General features: G+C 71.6%; 14 protein-coding genes and 1 tRNA gene. 8 read left to right on the top strand and 7 right to left on the bottom strand.

The window, feature by feature from the left end; translation table 11 throughout:
- Positions 1-15 precede the first annotated feature (15 nt).
- A tRNA-Gly gene (locus ABD817_RS15710) sits at positions 16-87 on the bottom strand.
- Between the two features lie 153 nt (positions 88-240).
- Entirely contained in the window at positions 241-903 is a 663-nt protein-coding gene (locus tag ABD817_RS15715) for an ACT domain-containing protein (RefSeq protein ID WP_344918643.1), read from the bottom strand.
- Between the two features lie 91 nt (positions 904-994).
- On the opposite strand from ABD817_RS15715, the gene dusB reads away from it, so the two are divergent.
- The 4 genes from dusB to ABD817_RS15735 all read left to right on the top strand — a co-directional run bounded on the left by dusB (position 995) and on the right by ABD817_RS15735 (position 6,598).
- Positions 995-2,116 (top strand): tRNA dihydrouridine synthase DusB, encoded by a 1,122-nt coding sequence (gene dusB, locus ABD817_RS15720; RefSeq protein ID WP_344918644.1) that lies wholly within the window; start codon positions 995-997, stop codon positions 2,114-2,116.
- Between the two features lie 287 nt (positions 2,117-2,403).
- Positions 2,404-4,365: a TRAP transporter permease gene (locus tag ABD817_RS15725; RefSeq protein WP_344918645.1), complete on the top strand. Its 1,962-nt coding sequence runs from the start codon at positions 2,404-2,406 to the stop codon at positions 4,363-4,365.
- Positions 4,362-5,333 carry a TAXI family TRAP transporter solute-binding subunit gene (locus tag ABD817_RS15730; protein WP_344918646.1) on the top strand — a complete coding sequence of 324 codons (972 nt, stop codon included), beginning with the start codon at positions 4,362-4,364 and terminating at the stop codon, positions 5,331-5,333. Before ABD817_RS15725 ends, ABD817_RS15730 begins: the two co-directional genes overlap by 4 nt.
- A gap of 200 nt (positions 5,334-5,533) precedes the next feature.
- Positions 5,534-6,598, top strand: a complete 1,065-nt coding sequence (locus ABD817_RS15735; protein WP_344918647.1) for a sulfite oxidase — start codon at positions 5,534-5,536, stop codon at positions 6,596-6,598.
- A gap of 123 nt (positions 6,599-6,721) precedes the next feature.
- On the opposite strand, the gene ABD817_RS15740 is transcribed toward ABD817_RS15735, so the two are convergent.
- Positions 6,722-8,977, bottom strand: coding sequence for an excinuclease ABC subunit UvrA (locus tag ABD817_RS15740; protein ID WP_344918648.1), 2,256 nt, complete (start codon positions 8,975-8,977; stop codon positions 6,722-6,724).
- 63 nt (positions 8,978-9,040) lie between these two features.
- Here ABD817_RS15740 and ABD817_RS15745 point away from each other — a divergent pair, with 63 nt between their 5' ends.
- Entirely contained in the window at positions 9,041-10,003 is a 963-nt protein-coding gene (locus tag ABD817_RS15745) for a helix-turn-helix transcriptional regulator (protein ID WP_344918649.1), read from the top strand.
- On the opposite strand, the gene ABD817_RS15750 is transcribed toward ABD817_RS15745, so the two are convergent.
- From ABD817_RS15750 to ABD817_RS15765, 4 genes are all read right to left on the bottom strand, one after another.
- On the bottom strand, positions 9,970-10,488 hold the full coding sequence (locus tag ABD817_RS15750) for a DUF2087 domain-containing protein (RefSeq protein ID WP_344918650.1): 519 nt from the start codon (positions 10,486-10,488) through the stop codon (positions 9,970-9,972). The genes ABD817_RS15745 and ABD817_RS15750 overlap by 34 nt on opposite strands.
- Positions 10,489-10,568: 80 nt before the next feature.
- On the bottom strand, positions 10,569-13,061 hold the full coding sequence (locus ABD817_RS15755; protein ID WP_344918651.1) for a DEAD/DEAH box helicase: 2,493 nt from the start codon (positions 13,059-13,061) through the stop codon (positions 10,569-10,571).
- Between the two features lie 122 nt (positions 13,062-13,183).
- Positions 13,184-13,924: an SDR family oxidoreductase gene (locus ABD817_RS15760; RefSeq protein WP_344918652.1), complete on the bottom strand. Its 741-nt coding sequence runs from the start codon at positions 13,922-13,924 to the stop codon at positions 13,184-13,186.
- Positions 13,925-13,995: 71 nt separating this feature from the next.
- Complete coding sequence (locus tag ABD817_RS15765) at positions 13,996-15,339, bottom strand: acyltransferase family protein (RefSeq protein ID WP_344919035.1); 1,344 nt, start codon at positions 15,337-15,339, stop codon at positions 13,996-13,998.
- A gap of 216 nt (positions 15,340-15,555) precedes the next feature.
- Here ABD817_RS15765 and ABD817_RS15770 point away from each other — a divergent pair, with 216 nt between their 5' ends.
- The 3 genes from ABD817_RS15770 (at position 15,556) to rbsK (ending at position 18,424) form a co-directional block, all read left to right on the top strand.
- Positions 15,556-16,806 carry a sensor histidine kinase gene (locus ABD817_RS15770; RefSeq protein ID WP_344918653.1) on the top strand — a complete coding sequence of 417 codons (1,251 nt, stop codon included), beginning with the start codon at positions 15,556-15,558 and terminating at the stop codon, positions 16,804-16,806.
- Positions 16,797-17,444, top strand: coding sequence for a response regulator (locus ABD817_RS15775; RefSeq protein WP_344918654.1), 648 nt, complete (start codon positions 16,797-16,799; stop codon positions 17,442-17,444). The genes ABD817_RS15770 and ABD817_RS15775 overlap by 10 nt, the downstream gene beginning before the upstream one ends.
- Positions 17,445-17,521: 77 nt before the next feature.
- Complete coding sequence (gene rbsK, locus ABD817_RS15780) at positions 17,522-18,424, top strand: ribokinase (protein WP_344918655.1); 903 nt, start codon at positions 17,522-17,524, stop codon at positions 18,422-18,424.
- Positions 18,425-18,440 lie beyond the last annotated feature (16 nt).

Consider the following 18,440-nt stretch of genomic DNA (forward strand, 5'->3'; position numbering starts at 1 on the left):
CCCGAAGACCCTTCGAGCGGAAGACGGGATTCGAACCCGCGACCCTCACCTTGGCAAGGTGATGCTCTACCACTGAGCCACTTCCGCGTGTTTCCACCGGGTTTCGTACCCGGTGGCGACGAGAGAACTCTAGCGGGTTTTCCCGGCGGTTGCGTAACCGCGCGTTCAGCCGCCGGTCCCGTGGCCGTCGGGTGAGTCCGCCCGCCGACACCGGCGAGGTGGGCTCAGCCGGGCGAACGTTCAGCCGTCCTGTTCGGCCGGGCGGCGCAGCTGGCGGGTGACGACGCGCTCCACGGCGGGAAGGGTGAGGAAGATCTCCAGGATGCGGGTGAGGCGGTGCACCTCGATGCGGTGGAAGGCGGGGCCGTCGGCGCGGGCCAGCAGGAAGGTCAGGGCCAGCGGGGGCAGTGGGGCGGCGATCACGTGCAGGCCGGAGTCGAGGGTGAAGGCCGTCGGGCGGACGGGGGTCTCGTCGGGGAAGGGCACCTGCTCGGGGGCGCGCCAGCTGGAGTGGACGACCGTGCGGGGGTCCCTCTCGGTCGCCGCCGCCGCCCAGTCGGCGCTGAACAGCACGGGCATGGAGTCGAGCAGGGTGGCCAAGGCGCGGTCGCCCGCGGTGGTGATGTATTTGAGGATCTCCAGCTCAGGGTAGGTCCCCGGCGCCTCGCGCGTGCCCCAGATGCCCTCGATCGTCACCCCCGGGACGCTCTCCAGCCCCTCGATCAGGCTCTCCCTGGAGGCGGAGTCCGGCCAGTAGACGGTGATGTCGTCCAGCGCCCGGCCCTCGCCTCGGTCGAGGACGACCACCTGGGTGATGTCCGCGCCCGCGACACCGAGGACACGGGTCACCTTCCCCAGGGAGCCCGGCTGATCGGGCAGCGCGATCCGCAGTCGCAGCAGCATCCGCGGCCTCCCATGTCACGTTGATCTACGTCAGGGTCACCATACCCAGCGATGATTCGTCCTGCTCGTCGCAGTGCGGTAGAAAAGCCAGGTGGAGTCGTTGAAGCTGGGATCGCTGGAAGTGTGGCCGCCGGTCGTCCTCGCCCCGATGGCCGGGATCACCAACGCGCCCTTCCGGACCCTCTGCCGGGAGCAGGGCGGCGGGTTGTTCGTCTGCGAGATGATCACGACGCGGGCGCTGGTGGAGCGCAACCCCAAGACCTTCAAGATGATCCGGTTCGAGCCCGAGGAGAGCCCCCGCAGCATCCAGCTGTACGGGATCGACCCGGTGACCGTCGGCAGGGCCGTCCGCATGATCGCCGAGGAGGACCTGGCCGACCACGTCGACCTCAACTTCGGCTGCCCGGTGCCCAAGGTGACCCGCAAGGGCGGCGGCTCCGCGCTGCCGTACAAGCGGAACCTGTTCCGGGCGATCCTGCGCGAGGCCGTGGGCAACGCCGGGACGCTGCCGGTGACCGTGAAGATGCGCAAGGGCATCGACGACGACCACCTGACCTACCTGGACGCCGGGCGGATCGCCGTCGAGGAGGGCGTCTCCGCGATCGCGCTGCACGGCCGCACCGCGATCCAGCACTACGGCGGCACCGCCGACTGGGAGGCGATCGCGCGGCTCAAGGAGAGCGTGACGGAGATCCCGGTGCTCGGCAACGGCGACATCTGGAGCGCCGCCGACGCGCGCCGCATGATGGACGAGACCGGGTGTGACGGTGTCGTCGTGGGCCGGGGCTGCCTGGGGCGCCCGTGGCTGTTCGCGGACCTGGCGGCCATGTGCGAGGGCGGCGGCGAGCTGCGCCGCCCGCTGCTGGGCGAGGTCGCCGCGACCATGGACCGGCACGTGACCCTGATGGCCGAGTGCTTCGAGAGCGAGCGGCACGCCGTGGTCGACTTCCGCAAGCACGTCGGCTGGTATCTCAAGGGCTTCACCGTCGGCTCCGAGCTCCGCCGCCGCCTGACCGCCTCGGAGAGCCTGTCCGGCCTGCGGGAGGGCTTCGCCGAGCTCGACGCCGCCCAGCCGTGGCCCGACGGCGTGGACACCCCCCGGGGCAAGACCAACCCGCGCGACCGCGTCCAGCTGCCCGCCGGATGGCTGGACGACCCCTACGACCTCGCGGTTCCCAGCGCCGACGCCGAGACCGACGCCTCGGGCGGCTGACGGTGACTGACGGCGCCTGACGGTGACTGACGGTGGCCGACGATCCTCGGGCGGCCTCCGGGGTGGTCCCCGCACGATCCCGGGGCGGCTCCGTGCCTTCCGTTCCCCGGTCATTCCGGTTTCGGCCCTCCTCTGCGGACATTTCGCCCTCTTCGTACGGTCCGTGCGGGCCGGTGCCGTCCCGCACAGCAGGCGTGACGCGAATGTGACCGTGCCCTGACGGACGGGCGTCAGTGATCTATGTAATGTGCGGTCAAGGGTCGCGGCTCACACGTGGAGACGGCGGTTTGACAGGCACCACATCAGCGGGATCAGCGGACGCTACGACAACGGACACCGCGTCGGCGGACGAGCTGATCGCGGAGTTCGACGCGGAACGGCCCGCCCGGCGGCTGTCGGGCCTGCTGGCCGGGGTCGTCACGCTGGTCGCCCTCGGGCTGTCGCTCTACGTCCTGTACCGGGCCTTCCGGCCGGGCGCCGTGCTCCCGTACCGGATGCTCTTCCTCGCGGTCGTGCTGCCGCTCACCTTCGTCTGCTACAAACCGGGGCGGCGGGGCACCGACCGGCCGGGGGTCGTGGACTGGGCGGCGGCCCTGCTCGCGCTCGCGGCCTGCCTCTACCCGCTGGTGGTCTTCGACGACTTCATCCGGCGCGCCTTCGAGCCGACGACCCTCGACATGGTGGCCGGGACGGTCATCGTGCTGCTCGTCCTGGAGGCCTGCCGCCGCACCGTCGGATGGATCCTGCCCGCGGTCTGCGTCGCGTTCGCCCTCTACGCCTACTACGGCGGCTACCTGCCCTTCGACTGGGGCATCGGGCACCGAGGCTACGACCTCGACCGGATCGTCGTCTCGTTCGTGATGGGCACCGACGGCGTGTACGGGGTGCCGCTCGACGTGGCGGCCACCTACATCATCCTGTTCACCGTCTACGGCGCGGTGCTCGACCACTCCGGCGCGGGGAAGTTCTTCGTGGACGTCTCCATGGCCGCGTTCCGCCGCTCACGCTCCGCGCCGGGCCGTACGGTCACCCTCGCCGGGTTCCTGCTCGGCACGGTGAGCGGCTCGGGCGTCGCGACGACGGTGAGCGTGGGCAGCGTCGCCTGGCCGATCCTGCGCAGGGCGGGATACCCGCCGGAGCAGGGCGGGGGAGTGCTCGCGGCGGCGGGCATCGGGGCGATCCTGTCGCCTCCCACGCTCGGCGCGGCGGCGTTCATCATCGCCGAGTACATGCGGGTGAGCTACCTCACGGTGCTGCTGTACGCCACCATCCCCACGGTCCTGTACTACCTGGGCGTCTTCCTGGCCATCGAGATCGACGCCCGCACGTACGGGACGCGGGCCGTCGAGGTGGACGCGCCGAGGTTCTGGCCGCTGGTCAGGCGGTTCGGCTACCACTTCAGCTCGCTCTTCGTGATCGTCGTCCTGATGGCGCTCGGCCAGTCGCCGTTCCGCGCCGTGGTGTACGCCACGCTGCTCGCCGTCGCGCTCTCCTTCCTCGACAGGGAGCACGCCCTCACCCCGCGCAGGGCGGCGAGGGCCCTGGCCGCGGGGACGACCGGGGTGCTGCCGGTCGCGGCGACCTGCGCCGCCGCCGGGCTGATCGTCGCCGTCGTCACGCTCACCGGTCTCGGCCTCAAGGCGAGCTCGCTGATCGTCGGCGCCTCGGGCGGGATCCTGGCCGTCACCGCGCTGCTGTGCGCGGTCGCGGTGCTCGTGCTCGGCCTCGCCGTGCCGGTGACCGCGTCGTTCGTCATCGCGGCGGTCATCATCGGGCCCGCGCTGACGGATCTCGGCGTCAGCCAGGCCGAGGCCTATATGTTTATTTTCTACTACGCCGTGCTGTCGGAGGTCAGCCCGCCCACGGCGCTGTCGGCCTTCGCGGCGTCGGCCATCACCGGGGGCAACGCCTACCGGACCATGATGGCGACCTGGAAGTACACGTTGCCCGCGTTCCTGGTGCCGTTCGCCTTCGTGCTGACCCCCGGCGGGGCCGGGCTGCTGGCCCAGGGCACGATCGGGGAGATCCTGGCGGCCACCGGGGTCTCGGCGCTCGCGGTCGCCGCGCTGGCCGCCGCCACCGGCGGGCGGCTGCTCGGCCCGGCCGGGCCCGTCGAGCGGGTGCTGTGCGCGGTGGCCGCGGTGCTGCTGCTGTTCCTGGCGCCGCTGCCCGCCCTCGCCGGGGCGGGTCTCCTGATCGTGGCCGTCCTCCTCCATCTGGTGACGCGCGAACGAGAGGCAGTGCATTGACCGTCAAACGTGTGGCCGTCCTGCTGGCGGCGGGGGTCCTGTTCCTCACCGGTTGCGGTGGCGACCGGTCGGCCGATCGGGGCGCGGGCCAGAGCGGCGCCGCGGGTGAGCGGCTCTCGATCGCCACCGGCAACACCACCGGCGTCTACTACGTCCTGGGCGGGGGCCTGGCCGACCAGATCGGCAAGAACCTCCCCGGATACCAGGCCACGGCCGAGGCGACCGGCGCCTCGGTGGAGAACATCCAGCGGGTCGTCAGGGGCGACTCCGACATCGCCTTCACCCTCGCCGACTCCGCCGCCGACGCCGTCGCGGGCAAGGGCGCCTTCACCGCGCCCCAGCCGATCCGCGCCGTCGCCCGCCTGTACGACAACTACACCCAGGTGGTCGCCACCACCGGCTCCGGGGTGAGGTCCGTCGCCGACCTCAAGGGCAAACGGGTCTCCACCGGCTCGCCCAACTCCGGCACCGAGGTGATCGCGCTGCGCCTGCTGAGGGCCGCCGGTCTCGACCCGGACAAGGACGTCACCAGTCAGTCGCTGGGCCTGCCCGAGAGCGTGCAGGCCGTCAAGGACGGTGACCTCGACGCGCTGGTCTGGTCGGGCGGGCTGCCCACGCCGGGCCTCACCGACCTGCTGACCTCGCTCAAGGGCCAGGTCGCCTTCGTCCCGCTGGACGGGGTGCTGCCCGCGATGCGGGCCGAGCACGGCCAGGTGTACGCCGAGGGCACGATCGCCAAGGACGTCTACGACACCCCGGCCGACGTGTCCACGATCTCGGTGCCCAACCTGCTCGTCGTGAACGAGAAGATGGACCCCGCCCTGGCCGGAAGCCTGACGAAGCTGCTCTTCGACCACAAGGCGGACCTGGAGAAGGTCCACCCCGCGGCCAGGGACATCACCCGCGACACCGCGCCGAAGACCGAACCGGTGCCCCTGCACGACGGCGCGAGGAAGTACTACGGCTGATCGGCGGTCCACGGTCCCGGGCCCGGACGGGCTCCCCGCGCCCGGCCCGCCGGAGCGGCGGGCCGAGCTGCTCAGGGCTGGGCGTGCCGGGCGCGGAACCCGGGACTCCCAAGGTTGTCCACCGTCTTGACCGGGGCCGTGTCGTGTCCCCGTCTTCGGGTACCCCGAGTCATGTGAACACGTGGGGCAAGAGAGATGACATGGTGGTCCACGGGATCGAGCCGTACAACGCCGAGGCTCCGCCGTGCGCTTTGGCCGATCACATCCTCACCCCGCTCGACACCTTCTACAGCCGCAACCACGGCCCCATCCCCGACCTGGATCCGGGGTCCTGGCGGCTGACCGTGGACGGCCTGGTCGAGCGCCCGCTGACGCTGTCCTTGGAGGACCTGCGTTCCGGGTTCCCCGAGCGCACCCTGGTGGCGACCCTGCAGTGCGCGGGCAACCGCCGCGCCGGTCTGATCGAGGTCCGCGACATTCCCGGTGAGGACCCCTGGGGGCCCGGCGCCACCTCCACCGCCCGCTGGAGCGGCGTCGGCCTGGCCGAGGTTCTCGCCCGCGCCGGGCTGCTCCCCGAGGCCGCGCACATCGCCTTCACCGCTCCCGACGTCTCCGAGCTCGCCGATCCGGTCCAGCCCTACGGCGGCTCGGTGCCCGTGGACAAGGCCGTCGGCGGGCAGGTGCTGCTGGCCTGGGCCATGAACGACCGGCCGCTGCCCCGGGTCCACGGCGCCCCGCTCCGCGTCGTGGTCCCCGGCTGGATCGGCGCCCGCAGCGTCAAATGGCTCCAGCGCGTCACCGCGCGCAGGGAACCCTCGGACAACTACTTCCAGGCCACCGCCTACCGCCTCCTGCCCCCGGAGGCCGACCCCGCCAAGGCGGGGCCCGGCGACGGCATCTCCCTGGGACCCGTCGTCCTCAACACCGCGATCCTGAGCCCCGGCGACGGTGCCCGCCTCCGGCCCGGCCTCACCCGGATCACCGGCTACGCCTACGCCGGGGACGGCCGTACCGTGGCCCGCGTCGACGTCTCCCTCGACGGGGGCGACAGCTGGATCCAGGCGGACCTCGGTGAGCAGGTGGGCCCCTGGGCCTGGCGGCACTGGCACGCCACCGCCGACCTGGGGGAGGGCGAAACCGTGATCGTCGCCCGCGCCTGGGACAGCGGCGGGGCCACCCAGCCGGAGTCACCCCGGCACGTGTGGAATCCCAAGGGGTACGCCAACACCTCCTGGTCTCGCGTCCGCGTCACCTGCGGCCCCTGAGAGGACACCGAGGGGACACCGCGGGGACGCGACGGGCACGCGGTGGGGGTACGAGCCTCGCTGGAGGCTTCTCGGTGTTCCGTCCCGGATGTCGCCGCCCTCCCGGCACCTCGGCCGGACGGGTCAGGGGCGGGCCAGGTCGCGGCGGAGGTGCTCGGCGGTGAAGGAATCCCGCTCGTCGAGGAGGCGCAGCGGCGTGCCCTCGAAGATCACGGCGCCGCCCCGGTCACCGCCGTCGGGGCCGAGGTCGACGACCCAGTCGGCGTTCTTGATCACGTCGAGGTTGTGCTCGACGACGATGACCGTGTTGCCGCCGTCCACCAGGCTGTCCATGATCTCGATCAGGTGCTCGACGTCCGACATGTGCAGCCCGGTCGTCGGCTCGTCCATCACGTAGACGCTGCCCCTCTTGTGGAGTTCCCCCGCCAGCTTGATCCGCTGGCACTCGCCTCCCGACAGGCTGCCGAGCGGCTGGCCGAGCCTGAGGTAGCCCAGGCCGACCTCCTTCAGCGTCCTCAAAACGCGCAGCGGCTTCGGCTCGGTGAAGAACTCCGCGGCCTCGTCGATCGTCATCTCCAGCACGTCGGAGACGGACCTGCCGCGCAGCGTGTGCCGCAGGACCTCGGGCCGGAAGCGCCGCCCCCGGCACACCTCGCACACCGACGTGATCCCGTCCATGAACGCCAGGTCGGTGTGGATCACCCCGAGGCCCTGGCACTCCGGGCAGGCCCCCTTGGAGTTGAAGCTGAACAGCGCGGGGCTCACCCCGCCCGCGGCGGCGAAGAGCCCGCGGATCTCGTCCATCAGCCCGGTGTAGGTGGCCGGGTTGGACCGGGTCGAGGTGCCGACCGCGGCCTGGTCGATCACCACCGCCTCCGGGTGCGCGGCCAGGAACGCCTCGTTGACCAGGGTGCTCTTGCCCGATCCCGCGACCCCGGTGACCACGGTGAGCACCCCGGTGGGGAAGGACACCGTGACGTTCCTGAGGTTGCGCGCGGTGGCCCCGGTGACGGCCAGCGCGCCGGTCGGTTCCCTGAACGACGTCTTGAGCGGCGGGTTGCGGCGCAGGTGCCGCCCGGTGAGGGTGCGGGCCTGGCGCAGGCCCTCGACGCCGCCCTCGTAGACGATCTCGCCGCCGTGCGTCCCGGCGCGCGGCCCGACGTCCACCACGTGGTCGGCGATCTCGATGACGTCGCGGTCGTGTTCGACGACGAGCACGGTGTTGCCCTTGTCCCGTAGCTCGCGCAGCAGCTCGTTCATGCGCGTCACGTCGCGCGGGTGCAGCCCGATGGTCGGTTCGTCGAAGATGTACGTCATGTCGGTGAGGCTGCTGCCCAGGTGCCTGACCATCTTGATCCGCTGCGACTCCCCGCCGGAGAGGGTGGGCGTCGGCCGGTCCAGGCTGAGATACCCCAGGCCGATGGTGACCAGGTGCCGCAGCCGGTCCACGATCGCCGGGACCATCGTCGCCGCGACGGGGGCGTCGATCGCGGCGACCACGTCGACCAGGTGCCGCACCTCCATCGCGGCCAGGTCGGCGATGTTGCGCCCGTCGATCCGGCAGGCCAGCGCGGCCTGGTTGAGCCTCGTCCCCGCGCACAGCGGGCAGGGCCGCACCGAGACGAACCCCATCACCGCGTCCCGGTTCGCCCTCTCCTCGATGTCCCGTTTGATGTGGAGCCGGTCGAACCTGTCGAGCACTCCCTCGTACTTCTGCGGGGCCGCCATCCTGCCCCGGACCTCGAAGGAGACGTCGGGCCCGCTGCCGCGCAGCAGCGTGTTCCACTCGGCCTCGGTGTAGTCGGCGAGCGGTTTGTCGTTGTCGAACAGGCCCGAGTGGGCGTACAGGTTCCAGTGCCAGGTGCCGACCCGGAAGCCCGGCAGCAGGATCGCGCCCTCGTTGAGCGACTTCGACCGGTCGAAGGCCCGGTCGACGTCCAGGGCGATCCTCCGGCCCACGCCCTCGCACTCCGGGCACATCCCGGCCGGGTCGTTGAAGGAGAACGCGTTGGAGTATCCGGCGAACGGCGTGCCGACGCGCGAGTAGAGCAGTCTCAGCAGCGGGTGGATGTCGGTGACGGTGCCGACGGTGGAGCGGGAGTTGCCGCCCAGCCGCCGCTGGCCGACGACGACGGCGGCCGAGAGGTTGCCGACGGCGTCGGCGTCCGGCCGGCCGTAGTGGGGCAGGCGGTTGCGGGCGAACGAGGTGAAGGTCTCGTTGAGCTGGCGCTGCGACTCCGCGGCGATCGTGTCGAAGACGATGGACGACTTGCCCGACCCCGAGACACCCGTGAAGACCGTGATCTGCCTCTTGGGGATCTTCAACGAGATGTTCTTGAGGTTGTTCTCCCGGGCGCCGGTTATCTCGATGTGGCTCATTCCGAGCACGCTAGCCACGGTTTAGGTCAGATCCTGGCCGCGATCGGTGGCATCGTGGACGGCATGGCGGACACCACGGGACGGGTGCTGAAACTGCTCTCCCTGCTGCAGGCCCACCGGGAGTGGCCGGGCCCCGAGCTCGCCGAGCGGCTGGAGGTGAGCCCGCGCACGCTCAGACGTGACATCGACCGCCTGCGCGAGCTGGGCTACCCGGTGCACGCGACCACCGGCCCGGCCGGGGGATACCGGCTGGAGGCGGGCACCGCCATGCCACCGCTGCTCCTCGACGACGAGGAGGCCGTCGCCATCGCGGTGGGCCTGCGCACGGCGGCGAGCGGCACGGTGGCCGGGATCGGGGAGACCTCGGCCCGCGCCCTGGCCAAGCTGGAACAGGTCCTGCCCTCCCGGCTGCGCCTGCGCGTGCACACCCTGCAGACGCAGACGCAGCCGGTGGCGCCGATCGGGGCGGCGCCCACCGTCGAGGCGGCCACCCTCGCGCTGCTCGCCCAGACCTGCCGGGACCGCGAGCGGATCCGCTTCGGCTACCGCCGCCGCGACGGGCGGGAGAGCGGCCGGGTCGCCGACCCGTACCGGCTGGCCAGCACCGGGCGGCGCTGGTATCTCGTGGCGTGGGACACCGGCAGGCAGGACTGGCGGACCTACCGGGTGGACCGGCTGACCTCCCCGCTGGGCACCGGCGTGCGCTTCCCGCCGCGCGAGCCGCCCCCCGGCTACGTCGAGGAGTCGATCGTCGCCCCGATCAGCCGCCACCGGGCGGTGGTCGTCGTGTACGCGCCCCTGGCCGTGGTCGCCGAGCGCTTCTCCGGACCCGGCTGGGTGCTGGAGGAGCTGGACGGGCGCAGCTGCCTGCTGCGCACCGGCGGCGACTCGCTGGAGTGGCTGGCGCTCACCATCGGGCAGCTCGGCCTGGACTTCACCGTACGGGAGCCGCCCGAGCTGATCGACCACCTCCGGACACTGGCCGCCCGCCTTCAGGCCTCGACGGAGCCGCCGCTGCGCCAGTAGACGTTGCTCGCCCTGCTGAGCATGCCCTCGTTGACGAGATAGCGGCGCAGCGCCGCGTAGTCGTCGTGGAAGGCGCGCAGCGCGACGTTGACCTCCTTCTCGGAGTAGCGGATCCCCGGCTCGAAGACCTGGACCACGTAGTCGAGCACGACGAGCTGCTTGTCGCGCTTGGTGGGGATCGCCCGCAATCGTCCCTCGACGAGGAAGGACTGCAGAACCCTCTCCTCGGGGGAGGCCGGGGTGGCGGGCCTGGCCGTGGCGTGCAGCAGCTCACGGAAACGCTCGCGCCGCGCCTCCCACTCGCCGCCCTCTCCCCGTACGGCCAGTCCGCCGCGTTCCAGGCGCTCCAGCGCGCGCCTGACCGCCTCCCCGTCGAGGCCGGACTCCTCCTCCGGCTTGCCGCCCAGCACCAGGGCGGCAAGCACCTTCAGCGTGTCCTCCTGGTACAGCAGGCCCAGCACCTGCCTGATCGTCTCATCGCTCATCCCGCCATTCTTGTCGGTCCCGGCTGATATTTCCGCACCCGAGGGCGGGCGGCGGGGACGTACGGGGACACGCCGGGGCGTCAGAGACGGTTCAGGCCGATGACGTGGACCACCGCGCGGCCCTCCTCGTCGGAGGCGGCGAGGTCCACCTGGGCGTCGATGCCCCAGTCGCCGTCGCCCGCGGGGTCGGAGACGACCTGGCGGACCCGCCAGAACTCCTTCTCCTCCTCGATGCGCAGCAGGCCGGGGCCTCGGGCGTCCGGGCCGGTGCCGATCTCCTCGTGGTCGTCGTAGTAGGCGTCGAGCGCGGCGCCCCAGTCGACGTCGGGGGCGAGCTGCTCCAGCTCCTGCTCGTTCTCCACGGAGGCCAGCTCGATCAGGCGGAACATCGCGTTGCGGACCAGCACCCGGAACGCGCGGGTGTTGGCGGTGACCGGCCTGGTGCTTTCCTCCAGCGAGGGCGCCTCCAGCTCCCCGGTCGGGTTCTGCAGCTGCTCCCACTCGTCCAGGAGGCTGGAGTCGACCTGGCGGACCAGCTCGCCGAGCCACTCGATGAGGTCGACCAGGTCCTCGGTCTTGAGGTGCTCGGGGATGGTCCGCGACAGGGTGCGGTAGGCGTCGGCGAGATAGCGCAGCACGGTGCCCTCGGAGCGGGTCAGCTCGTAGAACTGCACGTAGTCGGCGAAGGTCATCGCCCGCTCGTACATGTCGCGGACGACGCTCTTGGGGCTCACCGTGTAGTCGCCCACCCAGGGGTGGCCGCGCCGGTAGGTCTCGTACGCGCCCAGCAGCATGTCGGCCAGCGGCATCGGGTGGGTGACGTCGGCCAGGAGCTCCATCCGCTCCTCGTACTCGACGCCGTCGGCCTTCATCAGCGCCACCGCCTCGCCGCGCGCCTTCTTGAGCTGCGCCGACAGGATCTGGCGGGGGTCGTCGAGGATGGACTCGATGATCGAGACCATGTCCAGGGCGTAGTTCGGCGACTCCATGTCGAGGAGTTCGAGGGTGGCGAGCGCGAAGGTGGACAGCGCCTGGTTCAGCGCGAAGTCCTCCTGGAGGTCGACGGTGAGGCGGGCCATCCGGCCGTGGTCGTCGGGCTCGCTCAGCTTCTCCACCACGCCCCCGGCCAGCAGCGACCGGTAGATCGCGATGGCCTGGCCGATGTGCCGCCGCTGCCACTTGCGGTCCTCGTGGTTGTCGGTGAGCAGGTGGCGCATGGCCGCGTAGCAGTCGCCGGGACGGTTGATCACCGCGAGGAGCATGGCGTTGCTCACCTTGAACCGGGAGTTCAGCGGCTCGGGCTCGGCGGCCTGCAGCTTCTCGAAGGTCTCCTCGCTCCAGCCGACGAAGCCCTCCGGCGGCTTCTTGCGGGCGAACCCGCGCCGTCTCTTGGGATCGTCGCCGATCTTGGCCAGGGCCTTCTCGTTCTCCACGACGTGGTCGGGGGCCTGGCAGACGACGTAGCCGATGGTGTCGAACCCGGCTCGTCCGGCCCGCCCGGCGATCTGGTGGAACTCGCGGGCGCGCAGCCGCCGCACCTTGTTGCCGTCGTACTTCGACAGCGCGGTGAACAGCACGGTCCTGATCGGGACGTTGACGCCGACGCCGAGGGTGTCGGTGCCGCAGATGACCTTGAGCAGGCCCGCCTGGGCGAGGCGCTCCACCAGGCGGCGGTACTTCGGGAGCATCCCGGCGTGGTGCACGCCGATGCCGTGCCGCACCAGCCGGGAGAGCGCCTTGCCGAACCGGGTGGTGAACCGGAAGTGGCCGATCATGGAGGCGATCGCCTCCTTCTCGGCCTTGGTCGACATGTTGATGCTCATCAGCGCCTGCGCCCGCTCCATGGCCGAGGCCTGGGTGAAGTGGACGACGTAGACGGGGTACTGGTTGGTGGTGAGCATCTCCTCCAGCGTCTCGTGGAGGGGGGTGAGCCGGTAGGAGTAGACGAGCGGGACCGGGCGCTCGGCGTTCTTCACCACCGCGGTGGGCCTGCCGGTGCGCCGCGTCAGGTCCTCCTCGAACCTGGTGACGTCCCCCAGGGTCGCCGACATCAGGATGAACTGGACGTTCGGCAGCTCCAGGAGCGGCACCTGCCAGGCCCAGCCTCGGTCGGGCTCGGAGTAGAAGTGGAACTCGTCCATCACCACCTGGCCGATGTCGGCCTTGGCCCCGTCGCGCAGCGCGACGTTGGCGAGGATCTCCGCGGTGCAGCAGATGATCGGCGCCCCGGGGTTCACGCTCGCGTCGCCGGTCATCATCCCGACGTTCTCGGTGCCGAACACCGCGCACAGGTCGAAGAACTTCTCCGACACCAGCGCCTTGATCGGCGCGGTGTAGAAGGTGCGCACGTCCCTGGTGAGCGCGGTGAAATGGGCTCCGGCGGCGACCAGGCTCTTACCCGAGCCGGTCGGGGTGGCCAGGATCAGGTTGTTTCCCGACACCACCTCGATAAGAGCCTCCTCCTGCGCCGGGTAGAGGGCCAGCCCCCGCTCGGAGTTCCACTCGACGAAGGCGTCGAAGATGGCGTCGGGGTCGGCGTCGATCTCTTCTGGCAGGCGGTCTACGAGGCTCACGGTTCAATACTGCCGAAGAACTGGAGGTGGTCGGACCGAAGGCGGCTCTGGATCACCTTACATTCCCGGTAAAGTGCGTGACTTTGTGTAGTTATGGCTGCTCTTTTCGATGTAAATGCTGATCAGATGATTCCGCCGTTGACGCGAAGTACCTGTCCGTTGACCCAGCGGGCGGGACCGGCGAGGAAGGACACCGCCTCGGCGATGTCCGAGGGCTGGCCCAGCCGCTCCAGCGGTGGCTGGGCGGCCAGCTTGGCGATGGTCTCCTCGTCCTTGCCGTCCAGGAAGAGCGCGGTGGCGGTGGGGCCGGGGGCGACGGTGTTGACGGTGACGTCCCTGCCGCGCAGCTCGCGGGCCAGGATGAGTGTGAGGCCCTCGACGGCGCTCTTGGAGGCGACGTAGGCGCCGTAGCCGGGAAAGGCGAGCCCGACGACCGAGGTGGAGAAGGTGATCAGGGCGCCGCCCCGGCGCAGCCTCCTGGCGGCCTGCTGGGCGACGGCGAAGGTGCCGCGTACGTTGACGCTCAGGATGCGGTCCAGTGTCTCGAAGTCGAGGTCGGCGACCGGGACGGGCGGCCCCATGATCCCGGCGGCGTGGACGACGACGTCGACGCCGCCGAAGGCCTCCTCGGCGGTGTCGAAGAGCGCGGAGACCGCGGCGGGGTCGCTGACGTCGGCCCGCACGGCGAGGCTCCTGCCCCCGGCGGCGGAGACCTCCTTGGCCGCGGCCCGGCCCTCGGTGTCGTTGCTCGCGTAGTTGACCACGACAGCGTGACCGTCGGCGGCGAGCCGCTCGACGACCTGACGGCCGATGCCTCGGGAACCTCCGGTGACGACGGCGACGCGGGCCGGTGCGGTGCTCATATCGATCTCCCTCCGCGAACGTGTGTACAGCATGTACATATACACTTTTATGAACACACTGTCCATATATTCTACAGGGGAGACGCGACGCGGAGCCGTCCGGCGGGCCCGCCCGCCCCCGACACGGGCGAGGTACGGCGGGGGGAGCCGGTGAGCGCCAGGCCCGCCACGATCGCGCCCGCCCCGAGCAGGGGCGCCGCCCCCGGGACGAAACCGGCCACCGTGAGCGCGAGCAGGCCCAGCCCCACCAGCGCGCAGGCCGTGAGCACCCGGGCCGTCCCGCCGGTGTACGGCCCCGTCGCGGGAGGCGTCTCGAACCGGGCGAACCCCCGCAGCAGCGGCCACATCGCGAGGGCGAGCATGAGCAGCCAGTGCGGCCAGCCGGACAGCCAGGCCGAGGTGCCCGGCTCGGGGGTGGAGATGCCCAGGCCCACCACGACCACCGAGACGATGACGAACAGCGCGCTCATGTGCCACAGGTAGAGGGTCATCATCCGGCCACCGGCCCAGCCCAGCGCCCGCGAGACCCCCGGCCACCCCGCGAGGGAGACGATCCACCGGCGCAGCGCCAGCGCCAGCCCGATCTGGCCCACCCCGATCGAGAGCAGCGCGACCGTGGGCGGCGCCATGTTGGAGACGGCCCCCGGCATCCCGATCATGCTGAGCGGGTAGGGGCCGAAGGCCGTCAGCGCCGCGCCCAGACCGTACCCGCCCAGGGCCAGGACCCAGGGGCGGCCCAGCCGGCCGTCGGCGTACAGGAAACCGAGCTGGTGCACCGCCAGCCAGACCAGCACGATGTTGGGGAAACCGGCGACGTCCAGGCCGCCGGTGAAGCGCAGGACGTCCACCGCCACGGCCCCCGCCGCCAGCACGGCCGGCACCCGCCAGCCGTACGCCATGTTGAGCCTGAGCATCGGCGTGGTCACCGCCACCGCGACAAGATAGATCGCCAGGAACCACAGCAGCTGCCCGGCCAGCCGCGAGGCGGTCATGACCGGCTGCTCCGGCACGCCGAGCGCGAGGAGCAGGTGGGGGAGGGGCAGCCAGACGGCGGCCAGCGGGACCACCGGCCAGGCCAGGCGGCGCAGGCGTCCCGCGAGCCAGGCGGGGGTCGTCTCGCCGCGCCGCGCCGCGCTCCGCCGGCTGATCGCGTTGGCCGCGCCCCCCGCGAGGAACACCAGCGGCATCACCTGGCTGATCCACGTGATCATCCACCCGTTCCCGATGGCCAGCGCGTTGCCGGTGGAGATCCGGCCGTCGGCGAAGGAGAGCAGCGGGATGCTCCAGTGCTGGAGCACCACCAAGGCCATGCCGAACACGCGGAGCATGTCGATGAACGGGTCGCGCCCGGCGGGCGCGGGTGCCGTACGAGGTCGTGGAGTCGCTGCCGGGCGCACTGCCGGGCCGGGGATCACGGCGGTCAAGGGGGTCTCGATTCTCAGGGAGTTCCCGGGGAGGGAGAGCGAAGATCTCAGGTGTGAAGAGCCTCCCTCCGGGACGGCGGCGGCACAGTGACGCGGGCAGCAGTCTTCTCACCCGATTCCCCCACCGGCCGGGGTAGTGCTGACCCCACCCCGGTACGCGGGCACGCAGGGTCGATCAACGGGGCCGGTCCTCGTAGCGTGGGCGGCATGAGAACCCTCCTCAGCCGCATCGGCACCGACACCCGCTACCTGGTCGTGGGCTTCCCGCTCTCCGTCATCTGGTTCGCCCTGATGGTGGCGGGCTTCGCGGCCGGGGCCGGCACGGCCGTCGTGTTCGTGGGACTGCCCATCCTCGCGACGACCCTCCTGGTCGCCCGGGGCTTCGCGGACGTCGAGCGCCGATGGCTGCCCGAGGTGCTCGGCCGTCCCGTGGCCCGGCCGAGGTACCGGCCCGCCCCGGAGAGGGCCGGATGGTTCCGCAGGATGGTCAACCCGTTCACCAACGGCCAGTCGTGGCTCGACCTGCTCTACGGCATCGTGGCCTTCCCGATCTCCATCGTCACCTTCGTGCTGGCGGTGGTCTGGTGGGCCGGGGCGATCGCCGGACTCACCTACCCGCTCTACGGGTGGATCGTCTACGCCATCCCCGGCAGCGACGGGGGACTCGCCAAGCTCCTCGGCCTGGGCACCGGCCTGTGGGTCGATGTGATCATCAACACCACCATCGGCGTGCTTTTCGCCCTCACCCTCCCGCTGATCGTGCGGGGCGCCGCGCTCGTCCAGGCCGGGCTCGGCAGGGCGATGCTGACCGGGGTGGCCGAGCTGCACGACCGCATCGACGACCTGGCCGAGGGCCGGGCCGCCGCGGTGTCGGCCGAGGCCAACGCGCTGCGCCGGTTGGAGCGCGACATCCACGACGGGCCGCAGCAGCGCCTGGTCTCCCTGGCCATGGACCTGTCGCGGGCCCAGCGCCAGCTCAAGCGCGACCCGGGGGCCGTCGAGCGGATGCTCGGCGAGGCGATCACCTCCACCCGCGAGACCCTGGACGAGCTGCGCGCCCTCTCGCGCGGCATCGCCCCGCCGATCCTCAGCGACCGCGGCCTGGCCCCGGCGCTCGCCGCGCTCGCCGGTCGCTGCACCGTCCCCGTCGAGCTGGACGTCCAGGTCGTGGGGCGGTTCCCCGCCGCCGTGGAGAACACCGTCTACTTCGTCGTCGCCGAGTCCCTCACCAACGTCGCCAAGCACAGCCAGGCCACGGTCTGTACCGTGACGCTGAGCAGGACGGGGGACTTCCTTATGCTGACAATCGGGGATGATGGGGTCGGTGGCGCCCATGTCGCCAAGGGGCATGGCCTGTCGGGTCTCGGCGACCGCCTGAAGGCGGTGGACGGCGAGCTGGCGGTCGACTCACCCGTCGGAGGGCCGACGGTCATAGTGGCGGAGGTTCCGTGCGGGTAGTTGTGGCCGACGACGCGGTGCTCATCAGGGAGGGCCTGATCAGGCTCCTGGAGGAGTTCGGCTGCCAAGTGGTCGCGGCGGTGGGGGACGGCGACCGGCTGGTGGAGGCCGTCGCCGAGCACCGGCCCGACGTCTCGGTGGTGGACGTGCGGATGCCGCCCGGCTTCACCGACGAGGGGCTGCGGGCGGCGGTGGAGGCGCGCCGGAGGGTTCCGGGCACGCCGGTGCTGATCCTTTCCCAGTACGTGGAGGTGTCCTATGCCGACGACCTGCTCGCCGACGCCAGGGGCGCGGTGGGATACCTGCTCAAGGACCGCGTCGTGGACGTGGACGACTTCATGGGGGGCCTGCGCACGGTCGCGGCCGGAGGGACGGTCTTCGACCCCCAGGTGGTGGCACAGCTGATGGTGCGACGCCGCCGCGACGATCCCCTCGCCCAGCTCACCCCGCGAGAGCGCGAGGTGCTCGGCCTGATGGCCGAGGGCAGGTCCAACCCGGCCATCGGCCGCCAGCTGGTGGTCAGCGACGGGGCCGTGGAGAAGCACATCCGCAGCATCTTCGCCAAACTCGGCCTGTACGCCGAGGACGGCGACCAGCACCGCCGCGTCCTCGCGGTCCTGGCCTACCTGCGCTCCTGACCCGCGCTCCCACCCGTTTTCCCGCACCCGCGTTCCCGTACCGGCGCACGCCCGCGCTCCGACCGCGAGGAGGAACAGTGATCTCGGTCTTCGGCAGTGCCAACATGGATCTCGTGGCCTACGTCGACGTCGCCCCCGCGCTCGGCGAGACCGTGACGGGCCGCGCCTTCGGCACGGTCCCGGGGGGAAAGGGCGCCAACCAGGCCATCGCCGCCGCGCGGGCGGGAGCCAGGGTCGCCTTTCTCGGGGCGGTGGGCGACGACGACTTCGGGGCCGAGATGCGGCGTACGCTCACCGAGGCGGGCGTCGACGCGACGCGCCTGCGCACGGTCCCCGGCCCCTCCGGCATCGCCCAGATCGTGGTGGACGGCGACGGCGGCAACTCGATCGTCGTGGTCCCCGGTGCCAACGGGACCGTGACCGCCCCCTCCGAGGCCGAGATCGAGGTCATCTCCCGCTCCGACATGCTGCTGTTGCAGCTGGAGCTCCCCATCGAGGCCGTCACCGCCGCCGCCAGGGCGGCCCGCGCGGCCGGGACTGTCGTGGTCCTCACCCCCGCGCCCGTCCAGCCGCTCCCCGCGGAACTGCTGGAGGCCGTGGACATCCTGGTGGCGAACGAGCACGAGGCCGCCGCGATCACCGGCCAGGGCGATCACGAGCGCGCCCTGGAGGAGCTGAGGGGCACGGTCGGCTGGGTGATCATCACCCTGGGGTCGCGTGGCGCGCTCACCGCCTCGGGGGACGGGCCCGCCGTGCGCGTCGAGGCCCCCAGGGTGCCCGTGGTGGACACCACGGCCGCGGGGGACACCTTCGTGGGCGCCCTCGCCGCGGCCCGTGTCGAGCGGCAGCCCGCCGACCGGGCCGTCCGCTTCGCCACCGCGGCCGCGGCGCTCTCCGTCCAGCGCGCGGGTGCCAGCACCTCGATGCCGACCCGCGCCGAGATCGACCGGAGCCTCGCCGAAGCCGAAGCCGAAGCCTGAGCTTGAGCCTGAACCT

Origin of the sequence: Streptosporangium oxazolinicum, from assembly GCF_039537505.1 — a bacterium.
Lineage (GTDB): Bacteria > Actinomycetota > Actinomycetes > Streptosporangiales > Streptosporangiaceae > Streptosporangium > Streptosporangium oxazolinicum.